Source organism: Bradyrhizobium betae (assembly GCF_008932115.1).
GTDB classification, from domain to species: domain Bacteria; phylum Pseudomonadota; class Alphaproteobacteria; order Rhizobiales; family Xanthobacteraceae; genus Bradyrhizobium; species Bradyrhizobium betae.
In genome coordinates this window covers 2,540,639-2,553,783 of sequence record NZ_CP044543.1, presented here as the reverse complement: position 1 = coordinate 2,553,783, position 13,145 = coordinate 2,540,639, and the positions used below count along the sequence as shown (strand labels likewise).

Annotated in this window: 15 protein-coding genes; 11 read left to right on the top strand and 4 right to left on the bottom strand. The window is 66.0% G+C overall.

The genetic code is table 11. The annotated features are described in order from the left end of the window. Window positions 1–43 precede the first annotated feature (43 nt). Complete coding sequence (locus F8237_RS12250) at window positions 44–982, top strand: dihydrodipicolinate synthase family protein (protein ID WP_151644970.1); 939 nt, start codon at window positions 44–46, stop codon at window positions 980–982. Window positions 983–1,154: 172 nt separating this feature from the next. Here the strand turns inward: F8237_RS12250 and F8237_RS12245 are convergent, their stop codons facing one another. From F8237_RS12245 to F8237_RS12235, 3 genes are read right to left on the bottom strand one after another with little or no spacing between them, the layout of a single operon-like run. Continuing rightward, complete coding sequence (locus F8237_RS12245) at window positions 1,155–1,853, bottom strand: DUF1045 domain-containing protein (RefSeq protein ID WP_151644968.1); 699 nt, start codon at window positions 1,851–1,853, stop codon at window positions 1,155–1,157. Between the two features lie 18 nt (window positions 1,854–1,871). Continuing rightward, complete coding sequence (locus F8237_RS12240; protein ID WP_151644966.1) at window positions 1,872–3,065, bottom strand: alpha-D-ribose 1-methylphosphonate 5-triphosphate diphosphatase; 1,194 nt, start codon at window positions 3,063–3,065, stop codon at window positions 1,872–1,874. Further along, window positions 3,062–3,721, bottom strand: a complete 660-nt coding sequence (locus tag F8237_RS12235; protein WP_151644964.1) for a transferase hexapeptide repeat family protein — start codon at window positions 3,719–3,721, stop codon at window positions 3,062–3,064. Before F8237_RS12235 ends, F8237_RS12240 begins: the two co-directional genes overlap by 4 nt. Window positions 3,722–3,895: 174 nt before the next feature. On the opposite strand from F8237_RS12235, the gene phnC reads away from it, so the two are divergent. From phnC to phnE (F8237_RS12215), 4 genes are all read left to right on the top strand, one after another. Then, the gene (phnC, locus tag F8237_RS12230; protein ID WP_151644962.1) at window positions 3,896–4,705 is read left to right on the top strand and encodes a phosphonate ABC transporter ATP-binding protein; all 810 of its coding nucleotides are present in this window, start codon (window positions 3,896–3,898) and stop codon (window positions 4,703–4,705) included. Between the two features lie 62 nt (window positions 4,706–4,767). Further along, on the top strand, window positions 4,768–5,703 hold the full coding sequence (gene phnD / locus F8237_RS12225; protein WP_151644960.1) for a phosphonate ABC transporter substrate-binding protein: 936 nt from the start codon (window positions 4,768–4,770) through the stop codon (window positions 5,701–5,703). A 75-nt stretch (window positions 5,704–5,778) separates the two neighbouring features. Beyond that, complete coding sequence (gene phnE, locus F8237_RS12220; protein ID WP_151644958.1) at window positions 5,779–6,663, top strand: phosphonate ABC transporter, permease protein PhnE; 885 nt, start codon at window positions 5,779–5,781, stop codon at window positions 6,661–6,663. Continuing rightward, window positions 6,660–7,508: a phosphonate ABC transporter, permease protein PhnE gene (gene phnE / locus F8237_RS12215; RefSeq protein ID WP_151644956.1), complete on the top strand. Its 849-nt coding sequence runs from the start codon at window positions 6,660–6,662 to the stop codon at window positions 7,506–7,508. Before phnE (F8237_RS12220) ends, phnE (F8237_RS12215) begins: the two co-directional genes overlap by 4 nt. A gap of 184 nt (window positions 7,509–7,692) precedes the next feature. Here phnE (F8237_RS12215) and phnF read toward each other — a convergent pair whose 3' ends face one another. Then, complete coding sequence (phnF, locus tag F8237_RS12210; RefSeq protein ID WP_151644954.1) at window positions 7,693–8,424, bottom strand: phosphonate metabolism transcriptional regulator PhnF; 732 nt, start codon at window positions 8,422–8,424, stop codon at window positions 7,693–7,695. Between the two features lie 119 nt (window positions 8,425–8,543). Between phnF and phnG the strand changes: the two genes are divergently transcribed. From phnG to phnL, 6 genes are read left to right on the top strand one after another with little or no spacing between them, the layout of a single operon-like run. Further along, complete coding sequence (gene phnG, locus F8237_RS12205; protein ID WP_151644952.1) at window positions 8,544–9,008, top strand: phosphonate C-P lyase system protein PhnG; 465 nt, start codon at window positions 8,544–8,546, stop codon at window positions 9,006–9,008. 4 nt (window positions 9,009–9,012) lie between these two features. Further along, window positions 9,013–9,621 carry a phosphonate C-P lyase system protein PhnH gene (phnH, locus tag F8237_RS12200; RefSeq protein WP_162006010.1) on the top strand — a complete coding sequence of 203 codons (609 nt, stop codon included), beginning with the start codon at window positions 9,013–9,015 and terminating at the stop codon, window positions 9,619–9,621. A 2-nt stretch (window positions 9,622–9,623) separates the two neighbouring features. Beyond that, window positions 9,624–10,727 (top strand): carbon-phosphorus lyase complex subunit, encoded by a 1,104-nt coding sequence (locus F8237_RS12195; protein ID WP_151644948.1) that lies wholly within the window; start codon window positions 9,624–9,626, stop codon window positions 10,725–10,727. Beyond that, a complete protein-coding gene (locus F8237_RS12190; protein ID WP_151644946.1) occupies window positions 10,724–11,632 on the top strand; it encodes an alpha-D-ribose 1-methylphosphonate 5-phosphate C-P-lyase PhnJ in 909 nt (302 codons plus the stop codon). Before F8237_RS12195 ends, F8237_RS12190 begins: the two co-directional genes overlap by 4 nt. Further along, window positions 11,625–12,422, top strand: a complete 798-nt coding sequence (gene phnK, locus F8237_RS12185; RefSeq protein ID WP_151644944.1) for a phosphonate C-P lyase system protein PhnK — start codon at window positions 11,625–11,627, stop codon at window positions 12,420–12,422. Before F8237_RS12190 ends, phnK begins: the two co-directional genes overlap by 8 nt. A gap of 22 nt (window positions 12,423–12,444) precedes the next feature. Beyond that, window positions 12,445–13,143 (top strand): phosphonate C-P lyase system protein PhnL, encoded by a 699-nt coding sequence (gene phnL / locus F8237_RS12180; protein WP_162006009.1) that lies wholly within the window; start codon window positions 12,445–12,447, stop codon window positions 13,141–13,143. Window positions 13,144–13,145 lie beyond the last annotated feature (2 nt).

Genomic DNA, 13,145 nt, shown 5'->3' with positions numbered 1-13,145 from the left:
AGCGCGGCGACAGACGACAAGAACATCAGGGATGGAGAGTTCGATGCCGGTCACCCCACACAAGGCCCAGCGCCCCTATCGCGGCGTGTTCCCGGTCGTGCCCACCATCTTCGACGAACGCGGCGAGCTGGACCTGGAAGGCCAGCGCCGCTGCGTCGATTTCATGATCGATGCCGGTTCGCACGGCCTCTGCATCCTCGCCAATTTCTCCGAGCAGTTCGTGCTCACCGATGCCGAGCGCGAGACCGTGATGCATGCGGTGCTGGAGCATGTCGCGGGACGCGTGCCCGTGATCGTCACCACCACCCATTTCAGCTCGGCCGTCTGCGCCGCGCGCAGCAGGCAGGCCGAAGCGGCCGGCGCGGCCATGGTGATGGTGATGCCGCCCTATCACGGCGCAACCTTTCGCGTGCCCGAGAAAGGCGTCGTCGAATTCTTCAAGGTGCTCTCGGACGCCATCACCATCCCCATCATGATCCAGGACGCGCCGGTGGCGGGCACGCCGCTGTCGGTCGACCTGCTGGCGCGGCTGTCGCGCGAGTTCTCCAACATCCGTTACTTCAAGATCGAGGTGCCCGGCGCTGCATCGAAGCTGCGCAGCCTGATCGAGGCGGGCGGCAAGGACATCGAAGGCCCGTGGGACGGCGAGGAGGCGATTACGCTGCTTGCCGATCTCGATGCCGGTGCCACCGGCGCCATGACCGGCGGCGGCTATCCCGACGGCATTCGCCAGATCATCGATCCCTATTTCGCCGGCAAGCGCGAGGAAGCGAAAGCCGCCTACGAGCGCTGGCTGCCGCTGATCAACTACGAAAACCGCCAATGCGGCCTGATCGCCTGCAAGGTCATGATGCAGGCCGGCGGCGTCATCAAGTCCGAAACGGTGCGCCATCCGCTGCAGCCGCTGCATCCCGCGACGCGGACAGGGTTGCTGGAGCTGGCCAGGGAGCGCGATGCGCTGGCGCTAAGGTGGGGGAAGTAGCGCCAAACACTCCACCGTCGTCCCGGACAAGCGAAGCGCAGATCCGGGACCCATAGCCCCAGGGAGAAGTTTGGCGAAGACTCGGGGTTGTCAGCTCGCGCCATAACCTCTCCCTGGGGTTATGGATCCCCGCGTACGCGGGGACGACACTGACGATGACGCGTTAGCTCGGCTAACGAACCAGCGCCCACTCACCAACAATGCGGAAGCGTGCCTTGGCATCGTGCTGCTTGAATAGCGCGATGCGATCAATCGCGAGCGTATCGAGCTTCAGCGACTCAAACCGTTCCCGCAGCATCGCCAGAACAGGTCCGCGCCGTTCCGCGTCCAGCCGTCCCGTCAGCGTCATGTGGAAGCGGAATTCTTCCATCACGTAAGGGTAACCCCAGCGGTCGAGATAGTCGCGCTGCCGCTCGCTCAGTTTCTCGGGCTTGCGCCGCGCGCGGTCTTCCGCGGTCAGCTCGGTGCGAAAGGAGTCGAAATCTCGGACGCAATCGGCGGCGAGCTGTTGCAGCGCGTCGACCGGCTCGACCGGAATGACGGCGATGAAGCCGCTGATGGCATCGACGACCGGCCGGATCACTGGAATGGGCCGCACTTTGCCGGCAAATTCGGTACACGCCGCCATGAGCTCCGCTTCGGTCTTCCCGGCCGCCAGCGCCATCGGCGCTTTCAGCGTGCCGTGGAAACCGTATTTGCGGGGATCGGTGGTCATCTCGCGCCAGTCAGGCGCGACATGCTGCGCCTCCTGCGGAAACGAAACCTCGTCCCCGGTATAGGCATCGTAGCCAAGCAGCTCGGCGCCCAAGCGCGACAGCGCGCTGGTGCTGCCTGCGGCAAAATAGATCGCGTAGCGGGGGAAACCGGTCATCGTCTCAGCATAACCAATTTATGCCGCGACGACAGCCTCGCGGGGCGTTGCCGCCGCGCTGAGTAGCCGCGTCGCGTCGGTCAGGTGCACGAGCTTGCCGCCTGCGATCACCGCGACCAGCCGCGGCCGCAGCGGCACGGTGTCGTCGACCAGCAGAATGTCGGCGCGGCATCCTTCGGCGATGACGCCGCGATCGGCAAAGCCGGTCGCGCGCGCGGGCCCGGCGGAGACCAGATCCCAGGCCTTCGGCAACGGCAGCACGCCATCGGCGGCGAGGCGGAATGCGGCGAGCAGCTGCGCGGGATAGTAATAGTCCGACGCCAGCACCGAGCAGAGCCCCTTGGCGATCATGTCGGCCGCCTTGGTCCAGCCGGTGTGGCTGCCGCCGCGCACGACGTTCGGCGCGCCATAGACGATGGCGTCGCCGTGGTTGGCTGCCGCCCGCGCCGTCTCCTCGTTGATCGGAAACTCCGCGATGTCAGCGCCCAGTTGGCGAAACTCCTGGCGCATCGCCGGCGTCGCATCGTCATGCGAGAGCATCCGCACCCCGGCGGCGCGGGCCACCGCGGCCAGCCGCGACACGGAAGCGGGCACGTCGGCTGCGCGCGCGACGATACGCGCGACCAGTTCGTCGAAGTCCTCGCTCGTCAGCCCGGTCCGCTCCACCATGCGGTTGCGTTTGCGGGGCTTGGCCATGTCGGCGACGGTGCCGTCCATGTGGTCGTTGAAGGCGAACAGGTCGACGCGCCCTTCGGCGAGCCATTGGGTGATCTCGGCCTCGGCGTCGAGATTGTAGGTCTCGTGCCGCAGGTGAAAGCGGGTGTCGGCGGCGAATTGCGGGCGCTGCCGCTCGATCGCCTCCATCAGCCCCCGCGCATTGTCCGCGCTGCGCAGGCCCGGTTCCCACGAGCAGGTCGTGGCGTGAAACACCGTGGTGATGCCGTTGCCGATCGCCTGGCGGTCGCTGTCGGCGAGCGCGACATCGATCGGGAAGTCGACGCCCGCGCGCGGCATCATCTGCCGCTCGAAGGCGTCGCCGTGCAGGTCGACGATACCGGGCAGCACCAGCAGATCTCGCGCGTCGATCGCCAGCCGCGCGCGGCCGCGAGAGGCGTCGACCTGCGCAATATCCGTTCCGGACACGCCAAGCGAGGTTTCGACGAACCCGGTGCCGATCAGGGCCCGGCCGCCTTCAAGGAAGATGTCTGTCACGCGAGCGCGCTTCGTTGGCTGGCAGGGGAGTGTGCCTGTGCTTCATACTTGGAGAGAAAATCTTCAATCCCGAGCTTGCGGAAATCGGGCAGGGCCTCACGCAATTTGTCGTGATCCCAGTTCCACCAGGCGAGCCTGGCGAGCCGGCCGGCGATCTCTTCCGAGAACCGCCGTCGTACGATGCGCGCCGGGTTGCCGGCGACGATGGTGTAGGCCGGCACGTCCTTGGTGACGATGGCCCCCGCCGCGATCACCGCGCCGGTGCCGATGTTGCGGCCCGGCAGCACGACCGCGCCATGACCGATCCAGACGTCATGGCCGATATGGACGTGATGCTGGCGCCGCCAGTCGAAGAATTCCGCGTCGTCGCTCTCGCCCGGGAAGTAGGCGCTGGAGCGGTAGGTGAAATGGGCCTGTGTGGCGCGCTGCATCGGATGATTGCCGGGATTGACGCGCGTCATCGCCGCGATCGAGCAGAATTTCCCGATGGTGGTGTAGGTGATCTGCGCGTCGTTCACGACATAGGAGTAGTCGCCCATCGTGACTTCGGTGAGGATCGTGCGCGCGCCGACCTCGGTATAGGCGCCGAGCCTGGTTTCCTGCAGCTTTGCGGACGCGTCGACGGTCGGTTGAACCGAAAGCATCTTGCCGGCCATGTTGCATCCGACGGTTTGAGGGCGGGCGTTTCTCTTCGAGCGGCTTGATGACAATGTCATGACAAGACGATGACAGGGGACGAAGTGCGTAGCATCGCCGCATCGCATCGTGCGTGTCACACAAGTGTCAAGCGCTGGCGTTAGCGGTGGGCCCCAGCTACTCTGGAGCCCTCTATGCTGGTGGTTGAAGGTCTGACGTGCCGCTTCGGCGCAAAAGCCGCGGTGGACGACGCTTCGTTCAAAATCTCCCCTGGCGGCTTCGTCGGTGTGATCGGGCGCTCCGGTGCCGGCAAGTCGACGCTGCTGCGAACCATCAACCGCCTCGCGACGCCGACACAGGGCCGCATCCTGTTCGACGGCCTCGACGTCACCACGCTGCGCGGCAAGGAGCTGCGGCAGTGGCGGGCGCGTTCGGCCATGATCTTCCAGCAATTCAACCTGGTCGGGCGGCTCGACGTGCTGACCAACGTCCTGATGGGACGTCTTGCGACGATGCCGGCCTGGCGCTCGCTCACGCAGACATGGCCCGAGCATGACAAGGCGCTGGCGATGTCCGCGCTCGAACAGTTCGACATCGCCGCGCTCGCCGCCCAGCGTGCCGATCAGCTCTCCGGCGGCCAGCAGCAGCGAGTTGCGATCGCCCGCGCGCTGGTGCAGCAGCCCGACATCATTCTCGCCGACGAGCCGATCGCCTCGCTCGATCCGCGCAACACCAAGATCGTCATGGATGCGCTGCTGCGCATCAACAAGCACTTCGGCATCACCGTGCTCTGCAATTTGCATTCGCTCGACCTGGCGCGCAGCTATTGCGACCGCCTGATCGGCATGGCGCAGGGCCGCGTGGTGTTCGACGGTGCGCCGGCCGCGCTGACCGATCACGTCGCGCGCGAGCTCTACGATCTCGAAGCCGCCGATGTCATGGGTGGTGCGTCCGCGCCGGCCCCCGATGGCGTCCCTGCGCTCGGGACGGCCGCGGCGGCCTGAGCTGCGCCACCTGCCTGATTGCCAGTTTTGCGTCAACCGACCCAACCGATGAAGAGGGTATCATGATCACTCGCAGACTCATTCTTGCCGGCGCCGCCGCGCTCGCTTTCGCCTCGTCGGCTTCCGCCGAAGACTGGAAAGCCAAATATCCCGAATTGACCTTCGCGGTCGTTCCGGCCGAGAACGCCTCCGGCGTCACCGAGCGCTGGGCGCCGTTCGTCAGCTACCTCTCCAAGGAACTGGGCGTGAAGGTCACGCTGCGCATCGCCAACGACTACGCCGCGGTCATCGAAGGCCAGCGCGCCGGCAACATCCATATCGCCAGCTACGGCTCGGCGTCGTTCGCCCGCGCCCGCCTGACCGGCGTCAAGACCGATGCCTTCGCCAACGACATCAACGCCGACGGCTCGACCGGCTATTACTCGGTGTTCTTCGTCAAGGCGAACAGCCCCTACAAGAGCGTCGATCAGCTCAAGGGCAAGAACCTCGGCCTCGTCGATCCGAACTCGACGTCCGGCAACAACGTGCCCCGTTTCGAGCTCGACAAGATGGGCATCGCGGACGCCGACACCTATTTCGGCAAGGTCGTCTTCACCGGCAGCCACGAGAACGCGATCCTGGCGCTGGCGCAGGGTACGGTCGATGTTGCCGCCAACCAGTGGACCAGTGACGACGATTCCACGCTGGCGCAGATGCTGACCAAGGGCATGCTGAAGAACGCCGACGGCTCGGCGATGAAGAAGGACAATTTCCGCATTATCCACAAGTCGGCGCCGATCATCAACGGCCCCTACGCCTACAACTCCGACCTGCCGGAAGGCGCCAAGGCGGCGATCGCCAAGGCGTTCTTCGACGCCCCGGCCAAGGACAAGGTCGCCTTTGATCGCCTCTCCGACGGCCAGAAGAAGGGTTTTCATCCCGCCACCACCAAGGACTGGGATGGCACGATCGAGCTGATCAAGTTCGTCGATGCACTGCGTAAGAAGAAGGCGTCCTGAGTTCTCGGGACGAGCGACTTGAGCCGGGTCGATGGACCCGGCTCTTTCTCTTTTTGACAGGTCCTCTCCAGACCAATGACCATCGCGGTTTCGATCCTGCCCGAGCAGCAATTGGCTGCGCTGAACGCCGCCTATGGCCAGGCAGTCGCGCGCAGGCGATGGCGTCTCCTGTTCGGAGCCGCGGTGTTCGCCGCCGCATTGCTTCTCGCCGCGATCGGCGCCGAAGTGAACCTGCGCACGCTCTTCACCTATTTCGGCAATTTCGTCAGCTATTTCGACCGCATCTTCACCCTCGACAACGGCCAGCGGGTCTGGACCGATTTCGGCGAATGGCTGTGGGGCTGGCGCAAATGGCTGAAGATGCTGGGCGAGACCCTGCTGATCAGCTATGTCGGCACGCTGATCGGCGCGACCTTTGCGTTCGTGCTGAATTTTTTCGCGGCGGAGAACACCTCGCCCGCACCCTGGCTGCGCTTCGTGGTGCGTCGCCTGCTCGAATTCGCGCGCACGGTGCCCGGAATCGTCTTCGCGCTGATCTTCGTCATCGCCTTCGGGCTCGGCCCGATGGCGGGCGTGCTGGCGATCGCGATCCACTCCACCGGTGCGCTCGGCAAGCTGTTCTCGGAGATCGTCGAGAATGCCGACATGAAGCCGGTCGAAGGTGTCCGCTCGACCGGTGCGAGCTGGCTCTCCTGCATGCGCTTTGCCATCGTGCCGCAGGTCACCGCGGGTTATGCGAGCTATGCGCTGCTGCGCTTCGAGATCAACGTCCGCGAAGCCTCGGTGATGGGCTTCGTCGGCGCCGGCGGCATCGGCCAGGAACTGGTCGTCGCCATCCGAAAATTCTATTATTCGGACGTCAGCGCGATCCTGCTCACCATCATCGTCACGGTCTTCATCATCGACATCGCCACCGGATGGCTGCGTGGCCGCTTGTTCGGCAAGGAGGCGCGGAGATGACGGGGCCGCAGCAGGTCGATACCGCGCAGATTCGCGCGCGCTACCCCGATGTGTTCGACCGGCCGGCCTCGGCGCGGCTTGCGACGCCCGCGATGATCGTCGCGGCCTTCGCGATCCTGGTCTACGGCCTCGTCGATCTCGACTTCTCGCCGTCGCGCTTCTTCGCCGGCCTCAGCCAGCTCGGCTGGATCAGCCTGATGATGATCCCGCCGGATCCCGGCTCCTCGCTGCCGGTCTATCTGAAGGCGCTCGGGGAGACGCTCTCGATCGCGCTGCTCGGCACCACGCTCGCCGCGGTGTTCGCACTTCCCGTCAGCCTGCTGGCCGCGCGCAACATCGTGCCGTCGAAGATCCTGCGCTTTCCCATCCGGCGCTTCCTGGATTCGATCCGCGGCGTCGACACGCTGATCTGGGCGCTGGTGTGGATCAATGTCGTCGGGCTCGGCCCGTTCGCCGGCGTGCTCGCCATCGCCGTGTCGGATTTCGGCGCCTTCGGCAAGCTGTTCTCGGAGGCGATCGAGGGCGCCGACCAGAAGCAGGTCGAGGGCATCCGTGCTTCCGGCGGCAGTCCGCTGCACGAGATCCGGTTTGGCCTGTTGCCGCAGGTGCTGCCCGTGATCGCCGGCCAGGTGCTCTATTTCATCGAATCCAACACGCGCTCGGCCACCATCATCGGCATCGTCGGCGCCGGCGGCATCGGGCTGCAGCTCGCCGAACAGATTCGCGTGCTGGAATGGCAGAAGGTGTCGTTCCTCATTCTGATGATTCTGGTCGCCGTTGCTGCGATCGATTTTGTCTCGAGCAAGCTGCGGTTCGCGATCATTGGAAGGCGCGCGGTGGCCTGATCGCAGCCGTGGCCACGAACTCCACTTCCCTTCTCCCCTTGTGGGAGAAGGTGGCGCGAAGCGCCGGATGAGGGGTCTCTCTCCACGAATCCAATATGAGAAGAGTACGCGCGGAGACATACCCCTCACCCGTCTCGCCGCTGCGCGGCGAGCCACCCTCTCCCACAAGGGGAGAGGGGAAGCCTCACCCGTTCTCCACCAGAAACTCCACCCGCTCCGCCGCAAAGCGCGAGTGCTTGGTCACGAGCGGCTTGCCGTCGAGATCATGGTCGGTGGCGTCAACCACCAGGATCGGCCGGCCCAGCGGCAGATCGAGCCGCGCGGCATCCTTCGCGTCGACGATGCCGGCGGTTATCCGCGTCGCGCCGCGGCGATAGTCGCGCACGCCGTATTGCTCGAGCAGCTTCGTCATCGAGCGCGTCGCGGCGAATACCGCGCCCGCGCCCGGAAACAGCTCCGCCGACAGCCAGGTGGTGGACACACAGATCGGCGTGCGGTCGGCGAGGCGGATCGCCTCGATCCGTACCAGCGGCGCGCCGGTCTTCAGGCCGAGCTCCCGCGCCAGCTCGCGCGTCGCGACATCATCGGACGCCCCGATCAGGCGGCCATGCGGTTCGCGGCCCTCGGCGCCGACGATCTCGGAAAAGCGCGTGCGCGAGCGCAAGGGATAAGCGAGCTTCTGCGCCTCGACATAGGTTCCGCTGCCGCGCTCGGCGCGCACGATGCCGCGCTCGGCAAGGGCTGCCAGCGCGCGCCGCACGGTGTGGCGGTTGACCCGATAGGTTTCGGCGATCTCCATCTCGCCCGGCAGCTTGTCGCCGGCCGCGAAGCGGCCGTCGGCGATGCCGCGCTCGATGCCGTCGGCAACGAGGCGCCACAGCGCGACGCCCGAGGAGGCGGTGTCCTGCATGCTCATATCGCCGGCAACCTACTCCAGAAATCACACCCTTGTCACGAAACAGTCATGGCGCTTGCGTATCAAGTTGTCTAGTATCATAGACAACTTGGATCCGGCAAGTTCGGCAAACACGTTCGGTGGATTTGGTGACTCAGCACAATACCCAGCAAGCCCAGCGCCAGGCCGCAATGGCCGTGCTGGCGCATGCGGAGGCGGGCGAGATCGCCGCCCGCCTCCGCAACTTCTCGCTTCCGCCCCATCAGGATCTGCGTACGCCGGAAAACGGCCTCGTCATGCTGCGCGGGCGCGTCGGCGGCGACGGCGCGCCGTTCAATCTCGGCGAAGCGACGGTGTCGCGCGCCGCGGTGCGGCTTGCGAGCGGCGAGGTCGGATTCGGCTACACGCTCGGGCGCGACGGCGAGAAGGCGCGGCTGATCGCGCTGTGCGACGCACTGGTGCAGTCGCGGGATTTCGGCGCGTCGGTTGAGCGGGACATCATCGCGCCGTTGCGCGAGCAGCTTGCGATGCGTCGCAAGCAGACGGCGGCGGAGACCGCCGCGACGAAAGTAGATTTCTACACCATGGTGCGCGGTGAGGGGTGAGGCCATGACGACGATTGCGGAATTGCCTCCGGGTTTCGCCGACAAGGTGCTGTCGGCGCAGTCGACCTTTCGCTCGGTCATGGACGCGATGGCGCGGCCGGGCTCGGTCCAGCGCATCGTGCCGATGGCGGGGGCGCCCGAGACGATGATGCGCGGCACCGCGGCGATCGCGCTGACGCTGTTCGACCACGACACGCCGCTCTGGCTCGATGCGCGGATGTTGGAGAGCACCGACGTCACGAAGTGGCTGAAATTCCATACCGGCGCGCCGGTGGTGCAGGATTCCTCGATCGCGAGCTTTGCGCTGATCAGCGACGGCGGCTTGCTTCCGGCGCTCGAGCGCTTCGCGCTCGGCACCAGCGAGTACCCAGACCGTTCGACCACCGTGATCGTCCAGGTCGAGAGTCTGGATGCGGGCCGCAGCTTCGAGCTGCGCGGCCCGGGCATCGACGGCGTCGCCACGCTCAAGGCGACGATCAAGCCCGCCGATCTGTTCGAGCGCCTGCATCTCAACGAGGCATTGTTTCCGCGCGGCATCGATCTGGTGCTGGTCGCAGATGATTCCGTGGTGGCGATCCCGCGGACAACGCGTGTCGTGAGTAAGGGAAGCTAAGCATGTATGTCGCAGTCAAGGGCGGCGAGCGCGCCATCGAGAACGCCCATCGCCTGCTCGCCAATGCGCGGCGCGGCGACAGGAGCGTTGCGGAAGTCTCCCTCGACCAGATCTCGGAGCAGCTCGGCCTAGCCGTGGACCGCGTCATGAGCGAAGGCTCGCTCTATGATCGCGAACTGGCGGCGCTCGCGATCAAGCAGGCGCGCGGCGATCTGATCGAGGCGATCTTCCTGGTCCGCGCTTTCCGCGCCACGCTGCCGCGCTTCGGCGCAAGCGAGCCGGTCGACACCGGCGCGATGCGCGTACAGCGGCGGGTGTCCTCGACCTTCAAGGACATTCCGGGCGGCCAGATCCTCGGTCCGACATTCGACTACACGCATCGCCTGCTCGATCCTTCGCTTGGCCAGGGCTTTGTGCCCGAGGCGCCCGCGACGGCCGAAGCTTCGACCGCGCCGACGCCGCGCGTGACCGACATTCTGGGCCGCGACGGGCTGATCGAATCGTCACCGCAAGCGGAGGAAGGCGCCAGCGTCGGCGATCTCACCCGCGAGCCGCTGAACTTCCCGGCTGATCGCGACCTGCGCCTGCAAAACCTCGCGCGCGGCGACGAAGGCTTTCTGCTCGCGATGGGTTACTCCACCCAGCGCGGCTATGGCCGCAACCATCCGTTCGCCGGCGAGATCCGCTTCGGTGAGGTCGAGGTTGAATTCGCGGCCGAAGATGTCGGCTTCGCCGTGCCGCTTGGCTCGATCGAGCTCACCGAGTGCCAGATGGTCAACCAGTTCAAGGGTTCCGCGACCGAGGCGCCGTGCTTCACCCGCGGCTATGGTCTCGCCTTCGGCCAGAGCGAGCGCAAGACCATGTCGATGGCGCTGGTCGATCGCGCGCTGCGTGCCCGCGAGCTAGGTGAGGAGGCCCTCGCACCGGCGCAAGATGAAGAATTCGTGATGTCGCATTCGGACAACGTCCAGGCGACCGGCTTCGTCGAGCATCTGAAGCTGCCGCATTATGTCGACTTCCAGTCCGAGCTCGGCCTGCTCCGCAAGCTGCGCAAGGAATTCGCCGAAGCCAGTGCGCCCGACGTCATGAAGGAGGCCGCGGAATGAACGCGCCGGCCTACAATTTCGCCTATCTCGACGAGCAGACCAAGCGGATGATCCGTCGCGCGATCCTCAAGGCGATCGCGATCCCCGGCTACCAGGTGCCGTTCGCCAGCCGCGAGATGCCGATGCCCTATGGCTGGGGCACCGGCGGCGTGCAGGTGACCGCGGCGATCCTCGGCCCCCAGGACGTGCTGAAGGTGATCGACCAGGGCTCCGACGACACCACCAACGCGATCTCGATCCGCAAATTCTTCGCCAGGACCGCGGGCGTTGCCACGACCACGGCGACGAATGAGGCGACCGTGATCCAGACCCGTCACCGCATTCCGGAGACGACGCTGCACGAGAACCAGGTGCTGGTTTACCAGGTGCCGATCCCGGAGCCCTTACGCTTCCTCGAGCCGCGCGAGACCGAGACGCGGCGCATGCATGCGCTCGCCGAATACGGCCTGATGCATGTGAAGCTCTACGAGGACATCGCCCGCTTCGGCCACATCGCGACCGCCTACGCCTATCCGGTGAAGGTGAATGCGCGCTACGTGATGGACCCGTCGCCGACGCCGAAATTCGACAATCCCAAGATGGACAATTGCCCGGCGCTGCAATTGTTCGGCGCCGGCCGCGAGAAGCGCATCTATGCGATCCCGCCCTACACGCAGGTGGTCTCGCTCGATTTCGAGGATCATCCGTTCGAGCCGTATCGTTTCAACGCGCCCTGTGCGCTGTGTGCGGCCGAGAATTCCTATCTCGACGAGATCGTCACCGACGACAAGGGCGGACGCATGTTCGTCTGCTCGGACACCGATTATTGCGAGGGCCGCCAGGCCGCCGGCCATCACGGCAGCGAGAGCGCTGCGCCGTACAAGGAGAAGGCGCCAGGGGACTCACATGAGGGCTCACATGGCTGATCGCGACATGCTCGAGAACGATGATCCGTTGCTGATCGCCGCAGGCCTCAGCAAATCCTACGGCCGCATCGCCGCCTGCCGCGACGTGTCGTTCTCGCTCTATCCCGGCGAGGTGCTGGCGATCGTCGGCGAATCCGGTTCGGGTAAGTCGACGCTGCTGCAACTGCTGTCGGGCCAGCTCGCGGCCAGCGGCGGCCATGTGTCCTACCGGATGCGCGACGGCGTCACCCGCGATCTCGCCACGCTCGGCGAGGCCGAGCGGCGCCTCCTGTTCCGTACCGATTGGGGTTTCGTGCATCAGGATCCCGCGCAGGGCCTGCGCATGGCGGTGTCGGCCGGCGCCAATGTCGGCGAGCGGCTGATGGCGGTGGGCTGGAATCACTACGGCCGCATCCGCGACACCGCGTCGGACTGGCTCACCCGCGTCGAGATCGACATCGCGCGCATCGACGATGCGCCGCGGACCTATTCCGGCGGCATGCGCCAGCGTCTCCAGATCGCCCGTAACCTCGTCACCGAGCCGCGGCTGGTGTTCATGGACGAGCCGACCGGCGGCCTCGACGTGTCCGTGCAGGCCCGCCTGCTCGATCTCCTGCGTAGCCTCGTCGCCGAGTTGAACCTCGCCGTCGTCATCGTCACCCACGATCTCGCGGTCGCGCGGCTGCTGTCGCACCGCGTGATGGTGATGAAGGGCGGCCGCGTCATCGAGACCGGCCTCACCGACCAGGTGCTCGACGATCCGCGCGAGCCCTATACCCAGCTTCTCGTCTCCTCGATTCTGCCGCCATAAGGCTGCCAAGATGAGTTCCCCGATGACCGCCATGATCGACGTCGCCAACGCCAACAAGACTTTTACGATGCACCTGCAGGGCGGCATCGAATTGCCCGTCGTGAGCGGCGTGACCTTCCACGTCGATGCGGGCGAATGCGTCGTGCTGTCGGGGCCATCAGGCGCCGGCAAATCGTCGATCCTGAAAATGATCTTCGGCAATTACCGCTGCGACTCCGGCCGCATCGGCATCCGCCATCGCGGCGCGGTGATCGATCTAGCCACCGCCGAGCCGCGGCAGGTCCTCAACGTCCGCCGTGCGACCATCGGCTATGTCAGCCAGTTTCTGCGGGCGGTGCCGCGCGTTGCGACCATCGACGTCGTCGCCGAGCCGCTGATCGTCAACGGCATGGCCCGCGCCGAGGCGCAGGCGCGCGCCGGCCAGCTGCTGCATCGCCTCAACATCCCCGAGCGGCTCTGGCAGCTGCCGCCCGCGACCTTCTCCGGCGGCGAGCAGCAGCGCGTCAACATCGCGCGCGGCTTCATCTCCGAGCTGCCGATCCTGCTGCTGGACGAGCCGACTGCCTCGCTCGACGCCGCCAACCGCGCCGTCGTGGTCGAGCTGGTCGCCGAGAAAAAGCGCCAGGGCGTCGCCATGGTCGCCATTGTCCACGACGACGAAATCCGCCATTTGATTGCCGACCGCATCGTTGACGTCACCAGCTTTGCCGCCGCGGCCTGAAG